At 68.7% G+C, this 18,644-nt stretch carries 15 protein-coding genes, 2 pseudogenes and 1 riboswitch; of the genes and pseudogenes, 5 read left to right on the top strand and 12 right to left on the bottom strand.

The features are described 5' to 3' along the window. Positions 1-8: 8 nt before the first annotated feature. From WJ35_RS06100 to thiC, 5 genes and pseudogenes are all read right to left on the bottom strand, one after another. Positions 9-1,299 (bottom strand): annotated as a pseudogene (locus tag WJ35_RS06100) (EAL domain-containing protein). A gap of 217 nt (positions 1,300-1,516) precedes the next feature. Further along, positions 1,517-2,443: a DMT family transporter gene (locus WJ35_RS06095; protein WP_069238914.1), complete on the bottom strand. Its 927-nt coding sequence runs from the start codon at positions 2,441-2,443 to the stop codon at positions 1,517-1,519. 129 nt (positions 2,444-2,572) lie between these two features. Next, positions 2,573-2,821: a hypothetical protein gene (locus WJ35_RS06090; protein ID WP_069238913.1), complete on the bottom strand. Its 249-nt coding sequence runs from the start codon at positions 2,819-2,821 to the stop codon at positions 2,573-2,575. 211 nt (positions 2,822-3,032) lie between these two features. Then, complete coding sequence (locus WJ35_RS06085) at positions 3,033-3,245, bottom strand: glycine zipper 2TM domain-containing protein (protein ID WP_029226608.1); 213 nt, start codon at positions 3,243-3,245, stop codon at positions 3,033-3,035. 267 nt (positions 3,246-3,512) lie between these two features. After that, positions 3,513-5,444 carry a phosphomethylpyrimidine synthase ThiC gene (gene thiC, locus WJ35_RS06080; RefSeq protein WP_042583550.1) on the bottom strand — a complete coding sequence of 644 codons (1,932 nt, stop codon included), beginning with the start codon at positions 5,442-5,444 and terminating at the stop codon, positions 3,513-3,515. Between the two features lie 75 nt (positions 5,445-5,519). Then, positions 5,520-5,637, bottom strand: a riboswitch (TPP riboswitch). A 176-nt stretch (positions 5,638-5,813) separates the two neighbouring features. On the opposite strand from thiC, the gene WJ35_RS06075 reads away from it, so the two are divergent. The 4 genes and pseudogenes from WJ35_RS06075 (at position 5,814) to WJ35_RS06060 (ending at position 9,248) form a co-directional block, all read left to right on the top strand. After that, positions 5,814-6,071, top strand: a complete 258-nt coding sequence (locus WJ35_RS06075) for a pentapeptide MXKDX repeat protein (protein WP_060234497.1) — start codon at positions 5,814-5,816, stop codon at positions 6,069-6,071. Between the two features lie 105 nt (positions 6,072-6,176). After that, the gene (locus WJ35_RS06070) at positions 6,177-6,809 is read left to right on the top strand and encodes a cytochrome b/b6 domain-containing protein (RefSeq protein ID WP_060234496.1); all 633 of its coding nucleotides are present in this window, start codon (positions 6,177-6,179) and stop codon (positions 6,807-6,809) included. 29 nt (positions 6,810-6,838) lie between these two features. Beyond that, positions 6,839-7,627: a molybdopterin-dependent oxidoreductase gene (locus WJ35_RS06065; protein ID WP_069238912.1), complete on the top strand. Its 789-nt coding sequence runs from the start codon at positions 6,839-6,841 to the stop codon at positions 7,625-7,627. A 446-nt stretch (positions 7,628-8,073) separates the two neighbouring features. Continuing rightward, positions 8,074-9,248 (top strand): annotated as a pseudogene (locus tag WJ35_RS06060) (EamA family transporter). 22 nt (positions 9,249-9,270) lie between these two features. On the opposite strand, the gene WJ35_RS06055 reads toward WJ35_RS06060, so the two are convergent. The 7 genes from WJ35_RS06055 to WJ35_RS06025 form a co-directional block, all read right to left on the bottom strand. Beyond that, on the bottom strand, positions 9,271-10,476 hold the full coding sequence (locus WJ35_RS06055) for an MFS transporter (protein WP_069238911.1): 1,206 nt from the start codon (positions 10,474-10,476) through the stop codon (positions 9,271-9,273). A gap of 222 nt (positions 10,477-10,698) precedes the next feature. Then, positions 10,699-11,523, bottom strand: a complete 825-nt coding sequence (locus WJ35_RS06050; RefSeq protein WP_060234491.1) for a phosphodiesterase — start codon at positions 11,521-11,523, stop codon at positions 10,699-10,701. 54 nt (positions 11,524-11,577) lie between these two features. Then, the gene (locus WJ35_RS06045; protein ID WP_060234490.1) at positions 11,578-12,615 is read right to left on the bottom strand and encodes an ABC transporter ATP-binding protein; all 1,038 of its coding nucleotides are present in this window, start codon (positions 12,613-12,615) and stop codon (positions 11,578-11,580) included. Between the two features lie 22 nt (positions 12,616-12,637). After that, complete coding sequence (locus WJ35_RS06040; RefSeq protein ID WP_060234489.1) at positions 12,638-13,528, bottom strand: ABC transporter permease; 891 nt, start codon at positions 13,526-13,528, stop codon at positions 12,638-12,640. A 10-nt stretch (positions 13,529-13,538) separates the two neighbouring features. After that, positions 13,539-14,363, bottom strand: coding sequence for an ABC transporter permease (locus WJ35_RS06035; RefSeq protein WP_060234488.1), 825 nt, complete (start codon positions 14,361-14,363; stop codon positions 13,539-13,541). Positions 14,364-14,379: 16 nt separating this feature from the next. Then, on the bottom strand, positions 14,380-15,417 hold the full coding sequence (locus WJ35_RS06030; RefSeq protein ID WP_060234487.1) for an ABC transporter substrate-binding protein: 1,038 nt from the start codon (positions 15,415-15,417) through the stop codon (positions 14,380-14,382). A gap of 71 nt (positions 15,418-15,488) precedes the next feature. Beyond that, on the bottom strand, positions 15,489-16,517 hold the full coding sequence (locus WJ35_RS06025) for a substrate-binding domain-containing protein (protein WP_059723445.1): 1,029 nt from the start codon (positions 16,515-16,517) through the stop codon (positions 15,489-15,491). 791 nt (positions 16,518-17,308) lie between these two features. On the opposite strand from WJ35_RS06025, the gene WJ35_RS06020 reads away from it, so the two are divergent. Further along, positions 17,309-18,511 carry a tyrosine-type recombinase/integrase gene (locus tag WJ35_RS06020; protein WP_069238910.1) on the top strand — a complete coding sequence of 401 codons (1,203 nt, stop codon included), beginning with the start codon at positions 17,309-17,311 and terminating at the stop codon, positions 18,509-18,511. The last annotated feature ends 133 nt before the right edge of the window (positions 18,512-18,644 follow it).

Below are 18,644 nucleotides of genomic sequence, written 5' to 3'. Positions count from 1 at the left end.
GCGCGTCGTCAGCGCATGATCGTGCCCGCGCTGTCGAGCACGAAGTCGACGCAGAACACGACGAGCCGATCGTGCACGCGGGTCGCGACGGCGGCCGTATAGCAATCGCGGCCTTCGGTCAGCGAGAAGTGCGGCCCCATCAGCGCGACGCGGCCCGGCGCGGCGATCGCGCGCTGGAAGTACGGCCGCCGCGACCAGTTGCTGTGCGTTTCCGGGAACAGCGGCGCAAGGCGTGTGGTGATCGGATTGCGCTCGTCGGGCTGCGCGCTGATCGACGGCAGGAACTGTTCGCCGATCTCGTTCGTGACGAACACGCGGCGCGCCGACGGCATCACGAGCACGCGCTGCGCGGCGTTGCGCAGGTCGCCGCTCGCGGCGAACGCGGCCGCGCCGGCGAGCACGAGCCGTTCGATTGCATCGAAGCCCGGCTGCGCGGCGCTCGTCTGCGCGTGGCGGCGGGCGATGAAGCGCTTCCACGCGGCATCGAGCAGCGCGGGCGCCGCCGCGCTCGCGCGGGCGATCGACGGGTCGGGCCGGCCGAACTGGAAGCCCTGCACGAAATCGATGTCCGCTTCCATCAGCGCCTGCAGCGCGTCGTCGCTCTCGACGCCTTCCGCGAGCACCATCGCGCCGGCCTGATGCAGCATCGACACGAGGTGATGCATGATGCGGCGGTCCTCGGCGGACCACGTCGCGCGCTCGACGAGCGAGCGGTCGAGCTTGACGATGTCGGGCTTCGCGCGCCACACGCGGTCGAAATTCGAGAAGCCGGTGCCGAAATCGTCGATCGCGATCAGGAAGTCGCGGTGCTGGATCATGTCGATCGTGCGGGCGAGCGCGGCTTCGTCGCGCGACGGCTGCTCGACGACCTCGAGCACGACGCGGTTCGGCGGCAACGCGAAATGCTTGCACAGCAACTCGACGAACTCGCGCTGCACGAGGCCCGAATCGAGCACGCGCGGCGTCACGTTCAGGAACAGCCAGCCGTCGCCGATGCCTTGCGCGACGAAATTGGCGGTATGCAGGCAGCGGGCGAGCCGGTCGAGCAGCAGCGCGTCGGCCGCCGTGCGCCTTGTCGAACAGGGCGCCGGGCGACAGCGTCTCGCCGTTCGCATCGGTCGCGCGCAGCAGCGCTTCATAGCCGACGACGCGCTTGTGCGTGATCGACAGCACCGGCTGGAACACGCTGCGCAGCGTCACGCCGCGATAGTCGGTCACCCAGCCGCTGGGCGTCGGCGTAAGGCGTTCGAGCAGGGATTCGAGCGAGAGTTCGCGGGGGAGGTCGCGGGCGGGCTTCATGTCGAAGATGCCCTGCGGCGATCGGCGAGACGGTCTCGTGCGCGCCGCGCCGAAACCGTCACACACGCGGGTGGACGCAAAAGAACGCGGTGCATCGTAACCGCCTTGTGCGGATGAGTGCTGCGAGTGTAACGGTAACTGCGCGCCGTGCGTATCAGGGAAACTCCAGACGCAAACGCTACACCGGCGCGCGGCGCAGGCGTCAGCCGCACGCCGCTCAGGCCGCCTCGCCGCCGCGCGGGCCGAAGCCCGGAATCCGTCTGATCACGCCGGTCGCGAGCGCCGTGCCGGCGAGCACGATCGCACAGCCCTCGAGCATCACGGCCGACACGTGTTCGCCGAGGAACAGCGCGCCCCACAACAGGCCGAACACCGGGATCACGAACGTCACGGTGATCGCGCGGGCCGGCCCGACGTGCGCGATCAGGTAGAAGAAGATGAAATACGCGATGCCCGTGCACGCGATGCCGAGGCCGAGGACGGCGCCCCACGCGTGCGCGCCGACCGGCGCGGCCGGCCAGGTCGCGATCGCGAACGGCAGCAGCAGCGCCGTCGAGCCGATCATGCTGCCGGTCGCGTTGACGAGCGGGTCGACGCCGCTCAGCTTGCGCTTCGTGTAGTTGGCCGCGATGCCGTACAGCAGCGTCGCGCCGAGCGCCGCGGCCGCGGCGAGCGCGGTCGCGCCCGCGCCCGCGCCGCCGTGCGCGCTCGCAACCTGGTCCCAGACGAGCGTGAGCACGCCGGCGAAGCCGATCACGAGGCCGAGCGCGCGCGGCAGCGACAGCTTGTCCTTCAGCCACAGGTACGCGACGAGCGCGCCCCACAGCGGCGTCGTCGCGTTGATCACCGACGTCACGCCGGCCGACAGCGTGAGTTCCGCGAACGCGAACAGGCAGAACGGCACGCCGGAATTGAGCGCGCCGACGACGAACAGCGGCCATGCATGGCGGCGCAGTTGCGCGCCGAGCGCGGCGGGCGCAATGCGCGTCAGCGCGAGCCCGAGCAGGAACAGCGCGCCGATGCCGACGCGCAGCACCATCAGCGGCGCGACGCCGAACTCGGCGACGCCGATTCGGATGAACAGGAACGACGCGCCCCACAGGGCGGCGAGCACGGTCAGCAGAAGGGCGTTCTTGGGCGACATCGGGCGGCCGGCGAGAGGAGGAATGCGGTGGATGTTACACCGCAGGATCGCGCGTTCGTTTCACGATCGGATGAAACGACAAGAAACGGGACCTCGGCGCGCGCGCCCGCCCGGCCGCGCCCCGGTGCATCAATGGTGGCGCCAGCCGCCGCGCCCGCCGAAGCCGAAATTGAGCGAAACCGCCGGCCCCCACCAGCCGCCCCAGGCCGGCGCATAGGCGGGCGCCGGATAATAGTAGGCGGGCGCGGGCTCGACATACACCGGCGCGGTCTGGACGGGCGCCGCCGCGTAATAGCCGGACGGATAGTAGCCGTACGGGTAGTAGCAGCCGGCGAGGGCTGCGCATGCGAGCGCCGTGGCGACGAGGGTCCTGGTCATGATGTTTCTCCGGCGGGAGCCGATGCTTCAGCTTAGCCCGCACGGCGACGCATCGGCGAGCGAAAGGGTAACGGCGCGTTTCCGGGGGCATCGCCGCGCAATGTGCCAATGCGTGCCCGCCAATGCGAAACGGCGTTTCCGCACCGCGGAAACGCCGTTTTGCCCAAGCCGCCGCGCGCGGCGGCGACCTGGAATGAGCCTGAGCGTACGCTTACTTGCCGATCTGGTTGCCGATGATGCCGCCGGCGGCTGCGCCGCCGAGGGTCGACAGCGCATTGCCGCCGATCGCCGCACCGGCGACGCCGCCGACGCCCGCGCCGATGGCCGTGTCGCGTTGACGTCTCGTCATCGAGTCGCACGCCGTCAGGCTGGCCATCGTCGCGACGAGCAGTGCGTACACCCCAATACGTCGGATCGAGTTCATGATCGTTGTCCTTGTGGTAGTGGAGGGAGGTCGCACGACCGTATCGAGGCTGTGCATATGGCCAATCTACCCGCCGTCCCGTCATGCTGCTGTAAGGACTTGTTAAGGCTCGGGCGCTTTCGTAATGAATTGTTTCTCGCCCGCGGGCAGGCATGCGCGATGCGACGAACGCGCAAAACAAAGCCCGCTCGAAAGCGGGCTCGTGCAGGCGTCGGCAGACGTGTGCGGGGCCGCGGCCCGTGCGAGCCGCGGCCTCCGCATGTCCGCTTACTGGCGGTGATAGATCTCGGCGCCGGTCTTCACGAACTCGACGGCCTTGACCTCCATCCCTTTCTTCAGCGCTTCGGTTTCGGACACGCCTTGCTGCGCCGCAAACTCGCGCACGTCCTGCGTGATCTTCATCGAGCAGAAGTGCGGGCCGCACATCGAGCAGAAGTGCGCGACCTTCGCCGAATCCTTCGGCAGCGTTTCGTCGTGGAATTCGCGCGCCTTGTCCGGATCGAGGCCGAGGTTGAACTGGTCTTCCCAGCGGAACTCGAAGCGCGCCTTCGACAGCGCGTTGTCGCGCACCTGCGCGCCCGGGTGGCCCTTCGCGAGATCCGCGGCGTGCGCGGCGAGCTTGTACGTGATGATGCCTTCCTTCACGTCGTCCTTGTTCGGCAGGCCGAGGTGCTCCTTCGGCGTCACGTAGCACAGCATCGCGGTGCCGAACCAGCCGATCATCGCGGCGCCGATGCCCGACGTGATGTGGTCGTAGCCCGGCGCGATGTCGGTCGTCAGCGGCCCGAGCGTGTAGAACGGCGCTTCCTTGCACCAGTCGAGCTGCAGATCCATGTTTTCCTTGATCAGCTGCATCGGCACGTGGCCCGGGCCTTCGATCATCACCTGCACGTCATGCTTCCACGCGATCTGCGTGAGCTCGCCGAGCGTCTTCAGCTCGCCGAGCTGCGCTTCGTCGTTCGCGTCGTAGATCGAGCCGGGGCGCAGGCCGTCGCCGAGCGAGAAGCTCACGTCGTACGCCTTCATGATTTCGCAGATCTCTTCGAAGTGCTCGTACAGGAAGCTTTCCTTGTGATGCGCGAGGCACCACTTCGCCATGATCGAGCCGCCGCGCGACACGATGCCCGTCATCCGGTTCGCGGTGAGCGGCACGTACTGCAGGCGCACGCCCGCGTGGATCGTGAAGTAGTCGACGCCTTGCTCGGCCTGCTCGATCAGCGTGTCGCGGAAGATTTCCCAGGTCAGGTCCTCGGCCTTGCCGTTGACCTTCTCGAGCGCCTGGTAGATCGGCACCGTGCCGATCGGCACCGGGCTGTTGCGGATGATCCACTCGCGCGTTTCATGGATGTGCTTGCCGGTCGACAGGTCCATCACCGTGTCGCCGCCCCAGCGGATCGCCCACGTCATCTTGTCGACTTCCTCGCCGATCGACGACGTGACGGCCGAGTTGCCGATGTTCGCGTTGATCTTCACGAGGAAGTTGCGGCCGATGATCATCGGCTCGGATTCCGGGTGGTTGATGTTCGCGGGGATGATCGCGCGGCCGCACGCCACTTCCGAGCGCACGAATTCCGGCGTGATCTCGGTGAGCGCATTGGGGCCGAATGCGGCGGCGCCGAACGCCTGGCCCGCATGCTGGCGGCCCATCATCGCGGCGAGCTTCGCGCCGTTCGGGCCGCTCGCCTTCAGGCTTTCCAGGTACTCGGCGCGGCGCTGGTTCTCGCGGATCGCGATGTATTCCATTTCCGGCGTGATGATGCCCTGGCGCGCATAGTGCATCTGCGTGACGTTCTTGCCGGCCTGCGCGCGGCGCGGATGGCGGTGCAGGCCCGGGAAGCGCAGGTCGGCCGTGGCCGGGTCGGCCGCGCGTTCGCGGCCGTACTCGCTCGTGAGGCCCGACAGCGTTTCGGTGTCGCCGCGCGCTTCGATCCAGCGCTGGCGCAGCGCGGGCAGGCCCGCGCGGATGTCGATCTTCGCTTCTGGATCTGTGTACGGGCCCGACGTATCGTAGACGTAAATGGGCGGATTCTTTTCACCGCCGAAGCCGGTCGGCGTGTCGGACTGCGTGATCTCGCGCATCGGCACGCGGATGTCGGGCTGCGACCCCGTCACGTAAATCTTGCGCGAATTCGGCAGCGGCGCGACGGCAGCGGCGTCGACGTGCGCGTCGGCGGACAGAAACTTCGGATTGGCGTTCATGCGATCTCCTGATGTGGGGCGCTCGCTAAGCAGGAGACGAGATTCGTGAGGCGGCGGGTTTCGTCAGAGGGATGGCGGCGAAGCCCGTACGCTTCCCTGCGCTGGCATTATCCAGATCAGGTTCAAAGGGTATTTCTCACCCGCAATTGCCGGTTTGTTGACCGGGCGCATTGCAGGACCCCCGCGTTAGCAAGCGCACACGATACACCGGCTTCGCGGCGGTTTCAACCGGGGACAGATCCGTGCCGGATGCACGGCCGCAGCATCGCGCGGCTGCGCGCGTCGCGAAAAAATTTCGCGACGGCCTGTCATATGGCGCCGCGTCGTCCGTCTATTCGGCTCCTTGAACCCATGTACTGGAGTGATGTCATGAAAAAAGCACTGATGGCAGCCTGCGTCGCCGGCCTTGCGTTCGCGGTGACGGGCGCTTATGCGCAGAACGACGCGATGTCGAAGGATCAGGCGCCGATGTCGAAGGACGCGATGGGCCACGAAGCGATGTCGAAGGACGAAGGGATGCAGAAGGACGGCATGAAGAAGCAGAAGCACGCGATGAAGAAGGGCGCCATGTCGCACGACGAGATGGGCAAGCCGAAGCAGGACGACAAGATGAGCCCGTCCAACTGACGGGATGGTTCGCGCGCGGCACGTGCCGCCGGCCCGGTCATGCGTTCGCGACAGCGGGCGCCGCCCGGCCGGCGCGGCAGCCGCGCCACTGGAGGAGTCGTCATCATGCAAACCGTTCACGCCACCGGGCCCGCGGCCGCGACGCCGCCCGCGCGCTCGATCCACCCGCCGTGGGTGCGCGTGTGCCACTGGCTCAACGCGCTCGCCGCGATCGTGATGGTGCTGTCCGGCTGGCGCATCTACGATGCGTCGCCGATCTATCCGCCGTTCGCGTTCCCGCACGGCATCACGCTGGGCGGCTGGCTCGGCGGAGCGTTGCAATGGCATTTCGCGGCGATGTGGCTGCTCGCGGGCAACGGGATCTTCTACCTGACGATGGCGATCGCGACCGGACGCCTCGCGCGCAAGTTCTGGCCGGTCACGCCGGCCGCCGTGTGGCGCGACTTGCGCGCCGCGCTGCACGGCAAGCTGTCGCACGACGACCTGAGCGTCTACAACGCGGTGCAGCGTGCGGCCTATCTGACCGCGATCGTCGATCTCGTGGTGCTGGTGCTGTCCGGTCTCGTGATCTGGAAGTCGGTGCAGTTTCCGCTGCTGCGCACGCTGCTCGGCGGCTACGACAGCGCGCGCGTCGTGCATTTCTGGGCGATGTCGGTGCTCGTCGCGTTCTTCGTCGTGCACGTCGCGATGGCGCTGCTGGTGCCGCGCTCGCTGCTCGCGATGCTGCGCGGCCGCTGATTCGTCTGCTCACGATCGAGGAACTCATCATGTCCGAATCCGAATCCCCCGGCGAGCGCCGGCCGTGGACGCTCGACCGGCAATCGCTCGCGCTCGACGTGCGGCGCGAGCTCGCGATGCCGTCGCGGCGCCTGTTCAATCGCCGCATCCTGACGCTCGGCGGCCTCGCGATGCTGTCCGGCTGCACGCTGCAGGACGATGCGTCGGTCAACGCGTTTCTCGAGAAGGTGTCGCGGATGAACGACCGCGTGCAGGCATGGCTGTTCAGCCCGGACCGGCTTGCGCCGACCTATACCGAAGCGGACCTGACGCGGCCGTTCCCGTTCAACGCGTACTACGGGATCGACGAGGTGCCGCACGTCGATGCGGCGACGTACCGGCTCGCGCTGTCCGGCCGCGTGAGCGGCAAGCGCGTGTGGACGCTCGACGAGCTGTATGCGCTGCCGCATGCGGAGCAGATCACGCGGCACATCTGCGTCGAGGGATGGAGCGCGATCGGGCGCTGGGGCGGCACGCCGTTCGGCGCGTTCCTCGCGCGCGTCGGCGCGGATACGAGCGCGAAGTACGTCGGCTTCAAATGCGCGGACGATTACTACGAGAGCATCGACATGCCGACCGCGCTGCATCCGCAGACGCTGCTGACGTTCGAGTACGACGGGCGTCGCCTGCCGCCCGAATTCGGCTTTCCGATGAAGCTGCGGATGCCGACCAAGCTCGGCTACAAGAACCCGAAGCACATCATGGAAATCTTCGTGACCAATACGTATCCGGGCGGGTACTGGGTCGACCAGGGGTACAACTGGTTCGGCGGATCGTGAGCGGCGGGGCGGTGCGGGGCGGGGCGGTGCGTCACGGCGGCGCACCGCGCGCGATGGTGGGCGATGGTGCGTGATGGTGGGCGGCGTCGCGCGGCGGCCGCCCGAGCCGGCCGTCGGCACACGCCCGACGTACCCGCGGCGTCCCACCTCACCCGTGCCGCGCCCGCAAATGTCGCGCCGAAACGTCAGTCGACATCCTTTCGGCCGGGCCGGGCGATCCTTTCGAATCCTTGATGCCATAATGCCGAGCATGCGCGCACGATGCCGTGCGCGCACATCTTGTCCGACCCTCTGCCGCCGCTTGCCGGTTCCTATTCGTCGCCGTTCGCACTGTCATGTCGTTCCGCACGCTCGTCCCCGCTTCCCCGGTCCCGTCTGGGCCGCTTGCCGGTTGCTCCGGCGTCTTGCAGCGGAGCGCGCCACCTGCCGTGCGGGCAGGCTGAACGATGACGCCGCTCGACCGCCTCCTCGATTTCTTCGCCCGGCTGCCCCGACTGCCATTGCGCATCCGCCTGCCGCAAAGCCGCGGCGGCCGCGTCGCGCTCGCGCTCGTGTTCATCTACTTCGTGTGGGGCTCGACCTACAGCGGCCTGCACTTCGCGCTGCAGTCGTTCCCGCCGCTGCTGCTGTCGGGGCTGCGCAACCTGCTCGGCGGCATCGGCCTGTTCATCTTCGCGCTGCGGCGCAAGCCGGAATGGCCGACGCTCGTCGAGATTCGCAACACGGCGATCGTCGGCACGATGCTCGTCGCGCTGTCGTCCGGCACGATCGCGCTCGGGATGCGCACGGTCAGCAGCGGCTCGGCCGCGGTGATGGTCGCCACGGTGCCGCTGTTCGCGACCGTGATCGCGGCCGTCGCGGGGCGGCCCGTGACGAAGGGCGAATGGGTGGCCGTCGCGCTCGGGATGGTCGGCATCGTCGTGCTGAATTCGGGCGGCGCGCGGCCGCGACGAATTCGGCGCTCGGCACGATCTGCGTGCTGGCCGGCGCGCTGTTCTGGGCGGGCGGCGCGCATCTGTCGACGCGGCTCAAGCTGCCGTCCGACCTGTTCCTGTCCACGTCGCTGCAGATCGGCCTCGGCGGCCTGATGTCGACGCTCGCCGCGTGGCTGCTCGGCGAGCGCATCGAGCACCTCGCGGCGGGGCCGGTATTCGCGTTCCTGTACCTGATGGTGTTCTGCACGATGGCCGCGTACGTCGCGTACGGCTACCTGATCCGCCACACGAGCCCGATCATCGCGAGCAGCTGCATGTACGTGAACCCGATCGTCGCGGTCGCGATCGGTGCGCTGATGCTCGGCGAGCCGGTGACGATGGCGACCGTGATCGCGACGGTCGCGATCCTCGGCAGCGTCGGGCTGTCGTTCGTGTTCGACCCGGCGCGGCGGCGCGTGTCGCAGACGGCGTCGGCGAGCGTCTCGGCGCCCGTGACCGCGTCCACCGCATCCGCGCCGGAGCCCGCCACGGCGCCGGCGCCTGCAACGACATCGACGTCAGCGTCTGCACCGACGCAGGCGACGCCGCCGCCGTCCGCACCCGAGCCGACGCAGGCGGCGACCTATGCGTCAGCGCCCGCGTCGAGCGTCAAGCCGGTGCCCGGCGCTCCGGCGGCCGACGCGTGACGGCGACACGCGCGACCGCCGCTTAGCCGCCGCGCTTGCCGCCCCGATGGTGGCACGCGCCGGCGAGCGCGGCGAACGCCAGCCCCGCCGCGCACATGCCGGTCCAGCCGAACGCGCGCCACGCGGCGACGCCGGCCGACGAGCCGAGCGCGCCGCCGATGAAATAGCACACCATGTACACCGTGTTGACGCGGCTGCGCGCGTCGGGCTTCAGCGCATAGATGCGCGACTGGTTCGAGATCTGCGCGGCCTGAACGCCGACGTCGAGCACGATCACGCCGGTCACGAGCCCGGCGATGCTCGCGCCGGACAGCGCGAAGATCACGAACGACAGCGCGACCAGCGCAATCGCGAGCGAGATGATCGCGCGCGGCCCGCGCTTGTCGGCAATGCGGCCCGCATAGGGCGCGGCGAGCGCGCCCGCCGCGCCGACGATGCCGAACAGGCCAGCCGCCTGCGGCCCGAGATGGAACGGCGCGCCGGCGAGCAGCAGCGTGAGCACCGGCCAGAACGCGCTGAACGCCGCGAAGATCGCGGCGCCCGTCAGCGATGCTTCGCGCAGCCCGCGCAACTCGGCCGCGAGATGCCACATCGAGCCGAGCAGCTTGCCGTACGGCAGCGTCGACGTCGGCGAGCTCTTCGGCAGGCGCAGCACGATCACCGCGGCGAGCGCGACGAGCGCGGCGACCGACGCGCCGAACACCGCGCGCCAGCCGAAGTATTCGGCGACGAAGCCGGCGGCCGTGCGCGCGAGCAGGATCCCGATCAGGAGGCCGCTCATCACGGTGCCGACCGCTTGCCCGCGCGCGGCGGGCGGCGCGATTTCCGCGGCGAACGGCACCGCCTGCTGCGCGATGGTCGCGAGCACGCCGATCGCGAGGCTCGCCGCGGCGAGCACCGTGAGCGATGGCGCCGCGGCGGCCGCCGCGACCAGCGCGACCGACAGGCCGGCGATCTGCAGCAGGATCAGCAGGCGGCGGTCGAAGCGGTCGCCGAGCGGCGCGAGCAGGAACATCCCGGCCGCATAGCCGAGCTGCGTCGCGGTCGGTATCGCGCCGATCCACGACGCGTGGTCCGGAAACGCCGCGCGGAAGCTGTCGAGCAGCGGCTGGTTGTAGTAGATGTTCGCGACCGATACGCCCGCGATCGTCGCGAGCAGCAACAACAGGCTGCGCGAATAGTGGGGCGAGGCGGCGTCGGTCGGACGGTCGGGGGCGATGGAAGACATGGCGATACGGGGCGATCGGGTGTGACGTGACCCGTGCGGCCGCGGCGGCTGGCGCCGGCGCGCGCCGGGCATCGGTCGGGGCAGCCGATGATACCGGAGCCGTGCGAAACGTGCCGGTCGCGGCCTCGCCGGGCCGAGTGCGCACGCAATTCCGGCGGCGCAGTGACGGTGCGAGCGGCGGCGAGGGCCGCCACTGCGCCGGAACCGCCGCCGCGGCCGCGCTCAGTCGACGAGCTCGCCGGTCGGCTCGTAGAACGGATACGGGCCGTCGCCTTCGTCGACGTACACGTGATGCGTGATCACGCCGGCATCGGGCGTATGGCGATGCACGGCGAACGCGGGCGGCTCGAGCCGGAAGGCCGACGGCGCGTTGTCGCGCAGGTCGAACGCGACCTGGTGCGCGGGCGCCGGCACGGCCGACGCGATCGTGCCGCCGAAGCGCGCGAACATCGTCCGGTGCACGTGGCCGCACAGCACGCGCTCGACGTTCGGGTAGCCGCGCAGCAGCGCGTCGAGCTTCGCGGCGGCGGCGGGCGCGAGCCGCAGCGCATCCATATGGCCGATTCCCGACGCGAACGGCGGGTGATGCAGCGCGACGATCACGGGCCGATCGCGCGCGGCGTCGAGTTGGCCGGCAAGCCATGCGAGGCGCGCGTCGCACAGGTCGCCGGCGCTCGTGCCGGGCACCTGCGAATCGAGCGCGAGCACGCGCACCGCGCCGACGTCGAGCGCGTACTGCACGAACTCGCCGTCCTGCCATTCCGGGCGATCGGCGAACGCGCGGCGCATGGCCGCGCGGTCGTCGTGGTTGCCGACCATCAGGTAGTACGGGATCTCGAGCGGCGCGAGCAGGTCGCGCAGGTGACGGTATTCGTCGTCGTTGCCGAAATCGGTCAGGTCGCCCGTGACGAGCACCGCATCGGGGCGCGGCTCGAGCGCGTTCAGGCGCGCGATGCAGCGCGCGAGCGCGGCGGCCGTGTCGACGCGCCGGTACGCGAGCTGGCCCGGTCGCTTGATGTGGAGATCGCTGATGTGTGCAAGCAGCATCGTGTTCCTCGGATCATCGGTTTATTATGGGGGACGTCACGTGCGGCACGTGCGTCAAGCGGCGGCGCCGAGCGCGATCAGCCCGTCGGCCGCGATCGTGATGCCGACGGCCGTGCCGCGCGCGAGCTCGATGCGGCCCGGCACGTCGATCACGAGCGCGTCGGGCGCCGCGTGCTCGATCGTGAGCCGGGTGCGCTCGCCGAGGAACGCGCAGCCGCTGACCGCGCCGCGCAGCGGCGCGTGCGCGGGATCGGCGAGCTGCGCGTCTTCCGGCCGGAAGAACCATTCGTCGGCGGCGTGCGGCGTGACGAGCGCGCCGCCCGTCGTCACGAGCGCACCATTTTTCCATTTTCCCGCAATACGGTTCAGCGTGCCGATGAACTGCGCGACCGCGCGGTTCGCGGGCCGGTAGTAGATGTCGCGCGGCGTGCCGATCTGCTCGATGCGGCCCGCGCTCATCACGACGATGCGGTCGCCGAGCTCCATCGCCTCGGCCTGGTCGTGCGTCACGTAGACGGTCGTCACGCCCAGCTCGCGCAGCAGCGCGTTCATCTCGCGGCGCAGCGCGTCGCGCAGCTTCGCATCGAGCGCGGTCAGCGGCTCGTCGAGCAGCAGCACCCTCGGCCGCACCGCCAGCGCGCGCGCCAGCGCGACCCGCTGGCGCTGGCCGCCGGACAGCTGGTCGATCGGCTTCTCCGCGTGCGCGTCGAGCCGCATCATCGCGAGCAGGTCGTCGACGCGCTCGCGCAGCACGCGCGGCTCGGTATTGCGGATCCTGAGTCCGTAGCCGACGTTGCCGCGCACCGTCAGGTTCGGAAACAGCGCGTAGTTCTGGAACACCATGCCGACCTGGCGGCGCTCGATCGGCAGCCGGGTGACGTCGTCGCCGCCGAACAGGATCGCGCCGCCCGCGTCCGGCGTGTCGAGGCCGGCGATCAGGCGCAGCGTCGTGGTTTTGCCGCAGCCGGAGGGCCCGAGCAGCACGAGCGTCTCGCCCGCGCCGATCGACAGGTCGAGCGGCTCGAGCACGCGGGTGCCGCGGAAGGTCTTCGCGCAGCGGGTCAGGGTGATCGGGATCGAATCGAGTTTCATGTGAGCCACGGGTTCAGCCGGTTCAACGTTTCGCGCGCTTGACCGCGCGCGTGCCGGACGGATCGACGCCGAGCCACTGCATCGCGACGAGGAGCGGCAGCGTCATCAGCAGGAACAGGATCGTGTACGCGCTGCCGACTTCGAGGCGCAGCGACGCGTAGGTGTCGGCGAGCCCGACCGGCAGCGTCTTGGTGTCGGGCGTGTGCAGCATCCACGTGAGGTTGAACTCGCCGATCGACAGCGTGAGCACCGCGAGCGCGCCCGCGACGATGCCGGGCCGCAGGTTCGGCAGCACGATCGTGACGAAGCGCGTGACGAACGACGCGCCGAGGCTAGCCGCGCCTTCCTCGAGCGTGCGCAGGTCGGCGCCCGCCGCGACGGCCGCGACCGCGCGCACCATGAACGGCAGCGTGAACACGACGTGGCCGGCGACGATGAACCACAGGCTCATCCGGAACGCGGTGAAGCCGCCGTAGACGACGAGCAGCGCGAGCGCGGACGCGAGCCCCGGCAGCGCGACCGGCAGCACGAGCGCTTCCTCGATCACGCGTGCGAAGCGGCCCTTGCTGCGCGCGAGCGCGTAGCCGGCCGGCACGCCGACGGCGAGCACGATCGCGAGCGTCGCGAACGCGACGACGAGCGACAGCATGACCGACCCGTGATACTGCTGCCACACCTGTTCGAGCCAGCGCAGCGTGAGGCCGCTCGACAGGCCGCGGAAGTAGTTCACGGTCAGCCCCGCGAGCACCGACATCACGACGGGGACGATCAGGAATGCGCCCAGCAGCAGCGTGACGAGCCATTGCAGCGCGGCGATCGCGCGTGCGCCGGACACGCGCGGCGCGCGTCGCGCGGCGCCGTTCGCGCGGGTGGGGGCCGGCGACGGCGCGGAGGAATCGGAAAGCGAATGCATCGAATGGACCTCAGGCGGCCGCGGCCGCGGTGTGGCCGGTGAATTGGCGCGCGAGCGCGAGCACGGCCCACGTGACGACGCCGAGCACGATCGACAGGCCGGCGGCCGTCGCGATGTTCGCGTTCAGCGTGAACTCGGTATAGATCGTCATCGGCAGCACGTTCAGGTCGGTCGCGAGCGTGAACGCGGTGCCGAAGGCGCCCATCGCGGTCGCGAAGCAGATCGCGCCGGCCGCGATCAGGCCCGGCGCGAGCGCCGGCAGCACGATGTCGCACAGGATGCGCCACGGCGACGCGCCGAGCGAGCGCGCCGCTTCCTCGAGCGACGGATCGAGCTTCGACGCCGCGGCGATCACGGTGACGATCACGCGCGGAATCGAGAAGTACAGGTAGCCCGCGAACAGGCCCGCGACCGAATACGCGAACACCCACTTGTCGCCGGCGAGCTTCGCGGACAGCATGCCGATCAGCCCTTGCCGGCCCGCGAGCATGATCACCATGAAGCCGACGACCACGCCGGGAAACGCGAGCGGGAAGGTGAGCAGCGCGAGCAGCACGCGCTTGCCGGCGAACTCGCGGCGCGCGAGCAGCAAGCCGGAGATCGTCGACAGCGCGAGCGTCGCGAGCGTGACGGCCGCCGACAGCGCGACCGTCTCGCCGAGACTCTTCATGTAGCGCGCGTTGCCGAGCAGCGCCGCGTATTGCGTGAAGAACGCGCCGTTGGCCGACACCCGCGCGAGCGACGCCATCGGCAGCAGCCAGAACGCGGCGAACACCGCGAGCGCGGGCGCGACGAGCGCGATGCGCCAGCGCAGCGGAAAAGTCAGGTCGAGCATCGGTCGCGTCCCGCCGTCACTGCATGATCTGCAGGTATTGCTGGCCGAACGCCTGCTGGCCGGCGGCCATCTTGCCGAAGTCGACGGCCTTCGCGCGCGCATAGTCGCTCGCCGGCAGGAACTTCGACGCGACGTCGGCGCTCATCGCCTGCGCGCGCACCGGGCGCAGATAGGCGTTCGCCCACAGCTTCTGGCCTTCGTCGGACAGCACGAAATCCAGCACCTTCCGGCCGTTCGCGTCGTGCGGCGCGCCCTTCACGAGGCTCATCACGTATGGCACCGCGATCGTGCCTTCCTGCGGAATCACGAACTCGACGTTCGCGTGATCCTTGTACTTCGCACGATAGGCGTCGAAGTCGTAGGAGAGCAGGATCGGAATCTCGCCCGACAGCACGCGCGCGTACGCGGTCTGCTTCGGCACGATCGGCGCGTTCGCCTTGAGCTTGCGGAACCAGTCGAGGCCCGGCTTGAAGTTGTCGAGGCTGCCGCCGAGCGCCTGGTTGACGGCGACCGCGCCCGCGTAGCCGACGAACGCGCTCGACGGATCGAGATAGCCGACCATCCCCTTGTATTCGGGCTTCAGCAGGTCCGCCCACGAGCGCGGCACCGGCTTGCCTTCGAGCGCGTCCTTGTTGACGAAGAAGCCGAGCGTGCCCGAGTGGATCGCGAACCAGTAGCCCTGCGGGTCCTTCAGGTTCGCGGGGACGTCGTTCCAGTGCGCGGGCTTGTACGGCGCGATCACGCCCTTGTCCTTCGCCTGGAACGCCGACGATACGCCGAGATAGACGACGTCCGCGACCGGGCTCTTCTGTTCGGCGATCAGCTGCGCGATCGCCTGGCCCGAGTTCTTGTTGTCGAACGGCACGCGCACGCCGGTCTTCTGCTTGATCGCCGCGATCTGCGCGGCCCAGTCGGCCCATTCGGGCGGGCAGTTGTAGCAGATCGCGGTGTCTTCCGCGTGCGCGGTGGAGGCGCCTGCGAGGAGCGCGGCGCAGGCGAGCGGCGCAAGCGGTTTGATCAGCGCGCGCAGCAGGGACGGCAGTCGAAATGTCATGGTGTGGTCTCCGGGTGAGCGGGTGGGGCGCGGCGGGGGCGCGTGTCGTGTGGTCGGTGCGGTCAGTGCAATCAGGCTTCGCGTGCGCGCAGGTCGGCCGGCGTGATCGTCGCGACCGTCGCGCCTTCGCGGACCGCGTGCGGCAGGATCCGCGACGTGCGTTCGATGGCCGCGCCGCCGATGCTTTCGACGAGGCGCAGCCATGCATGACGGCCGATGTCGCGGTTCGGCGTCGCGACGCTCGCGAGCGGCGGCGCGAGCAGCTCGCCGATCGCGATGCCGTCGAAGCCGAGCACCGAGATGTCGTCGGGCACCGAGAAGCCGGCGCGCCTGAGGCCGCGCATCACGACCATCGCGAGCAGGTCATTGCTGCAGAAGAGCGCCGTCGGACGCGTCGCGCGCGCGGTCAGGTGCGCGAGCACCGCGTCGGGCAGCTCGGGCGCGTTGAAGTCGACCTCGACGGGCGGCAGCGGCGCGACGCCGCTTTCCTCGAGCGCCTGCGCACAGCCGAGATGACGCTGCCGCGCGCGGTCCGACGCGGCGAGCGAGCCGGCGAGCATCAGCACGCGGCGATGGCCGCGCGCCGTCAGCATGCGCACGCCGTCGTAGGCGGCGCGGCGGTTGTCGACCGACACCGACGGGCGGCGCTGCGTGTCGTTGTGCATCAGCACGTAATGCGGGCCGTCGCGGTCGAGCATGTCGAGGAGCGGATGCGTGTCGGCATCGGCGACGGTCAGGATCAGCCCTTCGACGCGCTGCTCGCGCAGCGTTTCGATCGCGTGGCGCTCGCGCGCCTCGTCGTACTCGGTCGTCATCAGGATCAGCTTGAAGCCGGCCGCGGTCGCGAGCTCGTCGATGCCTTGCAGGCAGTCGGCGAACACCGGGTTCGCGAGCGTCGGCAGCACGACGCCGACGAGCCGCGTGCGCTCGCCGCGCAACTGGCGGCCGAGCGGGCTCGGGCGGAATTTCAGCGTATCGATGGCCGTGCGGATCGCGGCGAGCGTCGCGGGGCTGACCGTATGCGGCGCGTTGAGCGCGCGCGACACGGTGGCGATCGAGAAGCCGGCGAGTGCGGCCACATCCTTGATGGTCGGGGTCATGAAGAAAGCGCGATGTAAACGTTTTCGGCGGGGAAATTATCGAGAACGTTTGTGACTTCGCGATGACGCGCGGCGAGGCGGTTTCGCAAGAACGCGTGGCGGGGATGCGGGCGTTCGGTTGCGCACGAGCGTGGCCGATCCGATTGTAGCGGCGGGAGGCTGCGACGCGGGAAACGAGCGGTGGCGATGGCGGCGGCGCTCATGCGCGCGGCGCGGTGCGATGCGCCGCACCCGAATCGGGGAACGGATGCGCGAAGCAATGGTAGAATCCCGTCCGCCCTTGCCGGGGTGATGAAATTGGTAAACATAGCGGACTTAAAAGATTGAGTGCCCGGCCGGAAACGGCCGGTGCAGAACCCTTCAAATTCGGCGAAACCCCTGATGCACGGCATCGAGGCAACGCCGAGCCAAGCCTCGCGGCGCACGCGAGGAAGGTGTAGAGACTAGACGGGGGGCGCCTAAGGCGCACGGGCCACCAAGCGAGCCCGCGCGCGATGGCGAAGGCATAGTCCAGCGCACGAACGGCGTCGCCCAGGCGTGGCCGGCTTCGAAAGAAGCAGTGTGACGAAAATCCGCCGCCTTAACTGGCTTGCCGGTTCGAGTCCGGTCCCCGGCACCACACATACTCCCAAGTGTTTCCATGGTTTGCCAAAAATCCCCGTCAGTCAAGCACTTACGGGGCTTTTTGTTACCAGCGTTGCCCATCGTTTCCCATTGACACCCACATAATCCGGGGGCATCGTAGGGGGCAGTTATCCTGATCCGGGGCATCGCAATGCCCCCATGCCCAAATGCCCCTTACCGATGTCGCCGTCCGTGCGGCCAAGCCTCTCGAAAAGTCCTACAAGCTGGCCGACGGCCAAGGCATGTACCTCGAGGTCATGCCGAACGGCTCGAAGTACTGGCGGTTGAAGTATCGCATCGACGGTAAGGAGAAACGGATGGCCCTCGGGGTCTATCCGGCCGTGACCTTGCTGGCTGCGCGTAAGGCCCGAGATGAGATCAAGGAGCAGTTGCGCGGCGGTCTGGATCCATCGCACGAAAAGAAGCGTGTGAAGGCACAGCGCAGCCTGGACCGCGTGAATTCGTTCGAGCCCATCGCTAGGGAGTGGCATGAACAGCGAAAGCAGTCGTGGAGTGAGGGCCACGCTGTACGAATCATGAAGCTACTCGAGCGCGAGTTGTTTCCGGGACTCGGTGCACGACCGATCGCCGATGTCTCGGCGCCGGAGCTGCTTGCAGTGATCCGAAAGATAGAGTCGCGCGGTGCGATCGAGCTCGCACACAAGACTATTCAGGCAACGAGCCAGATCTTTCGATACGCCATTGCCACCGGCCGGGCAGAGCGCGACCCCGCTCCCGATCTCCGCGGCGCGCTGAAGACCCGTTCCGTCGTGCACATGAAACGCGTGAGCGAGGCTGAACTGCCGGAACTCATGCAGAAGATCAGCGCGTACGACGGCGACTTGCAGACGCGCCTGGCGCTGCAGTTCATGGCGCTGACATTTGTTCGTACGAGCGAGCTGCGGTTCGCTGAGTGGACTGAGATCGACGAGAAGAAGAAGGAGTGGCGCATCCCGGCCGAGAAGATGAAGATGCGCACGCCGCATATCGTGCCGCTGTCGAAGCAGACCCTCGAGGTGATCGCGAAACTCCGCGAACTGAACGGCCGCAGCCAGTTCCTGTTCCCGAGTCGGTCGAGCTCCAAGAAGCCGATGAGCGAGAACACGATCCTGTACGCCTTGTACCGGATGGGCTACCACTCACGGATGACGGGGCACGGCTTCCGGGGCCTCGCGTCGACTATCCTGAATGAGCACAATTTCAACCGGGACTGGATTGAGCGCCAACTGGCGCACAGCGAGCGCGACGGCGTCCGGGCTGCGTACAACCATGCGGAGTACCTGCCGGAGCGCCGGAAAATGATGCAGTGGTGGGGGACTATTTGGAGAACCTGGGCGACCACCAGGCCCACTGAGAAGGAGGCTGCGTGACGATCTATGGGGACGCTCGTCACGATCGGCATAGCGTCCGCAGATCGTGAGAATAGCTCTGGTCTGAGCGGAGCAAAAAATCTCGCTGTGTCGATTTGTCACAAAAATTTCAAGGCTAGGTGCCGTTACCCCC

The sequence above is a fragment of the Burkholderia ubonensis genome (genome assembly GCF_001718695.1).
Classification (GTDB): domain Bacteria; phylum Pseudomonadota; class Gammaproteobacteria; order Burkholderiales; family Burkholderiaceae; genus Burkholderia; species Burkholderia ubonensis_B.
This window is presented reverse-complemented; position numbering and strand designations above follow the sequence as displayed.

What these genes read in the sequence shown, in the direction of transcription:
- WJ35_RS06065 (WP_069238912.1), top strand. Translation starts at nt 6,839, where the DNA reads ATGTCCGAATCCGAATCCCCCGGCGAGCGCCGGCCGTGGACGCTCGAC.
- WJ35_RS06025 (WP_059723445.1), bottom strand. Translation starts at nt 16,517, where the DNA reads ATGACCCCGACCATCAAGGATGTGGCCGCACTCGCCGGCTTCTCGATC.
- WJ35_RS06055 (WP_069238911.1), bottom strand. Translation starts at nt 10,476, where the DNA reads ATGTCTTCCATCGCCCCCGACCGTCCGACCGACGCCGCCTCGCCCCAC.
- WJ35_RS06040 (WP_060234489.1), bottom strand. Translation starts at nt 13,528, where the DNA reads ATGCATTCGCTTTCCGATTCCTCCGCGCCGTCGCCGGCCCCCACCCGC.
- WJ35_RS06030 (WP_060234487.1), bottom strand. Translation starts at nt 15,417, where the DNA reads ATGACATTTCGACTGCCGTCCCTGCTGCGCGCGCTGATCAAACCGCTT.
- WJ35_RS06085 (WP_029226608.1), bottom strand. Translation starts at nt 3,245, where the DNA reads ATGAACTCGATCCGACGTATTGGGGTGTACGCACTGCTCGTCGCGACG.
- WJ35_RS06090 (WP_069238913.1), bottom strand. Translation starts at nt 2,821, where the DNA reads ATGACCAGGACCCTCGTCGCCACGGCGCTCGCATGCGCAGCCCTCGCC.
- WJ35_RS06035 (WP_060234488.1), bottom strand. Translation starts at nt 14,363, where the DNA reads ATGCTCGACCTGACTTTTCCGCTGCGCTGGCGCATCGCGCTCGTCGCG.
- thiC (WP_042583550.1), bottom strand. Translation starts at nt 5,444, where the DNA reads ATGAACGCCAATCCGAAGTTTCTGTCCGCCGACGCGCACGTCGACGCC.
- WJ35_RS06075 (WP_060234497.1), top strand. Translation starts at nt 5,814, where the DNA reads ATGAAAAAAGCACTGATGGCAGCCTGCGTCGCCGGCCTTGCGTTCGCG.
- WJ35_RS06095 (WP_069238914.1), bottom strand. Translation starts at nt 2,443, where the DNA reads ATGTCGCCCAAGAACGCCCTTCTGCTGACCGTGCTCGCCGCCCTGTGG.
- WJ35_RS06050 (WP_060234491.1), bottom strand. Translation starts at nt 11,523, where the DNA reads ATGCTGCTTGCACACATCAGCGATCTCCACATCAAGCGACCGGGCCAG.
- WJ35_RS06020 (WP_069238910.1), top strand. Translation starts at nt 17,309, where the DNA reads ATGCCCCTTACCGATGTCGCCGTCCGTGCGGCCAAGCCTCTCGAAAAG.
- WJ35_RS06070 (WP_060234496.1), top strand. Translation starts at nt 6,177, where the DNA reads ATGCAAACCGTTCACGCCACCGGGCCCGCGGCCGCGACGCCGCCCGCG.
- WJ35_RS06045 (WP_060234490.1), bottom strand. Translation starts at nt 12,615, where the DNA reads ATGAAACTCGATTCGATCCCGATCACCCTGACCCGCTGCGCGAAGACC.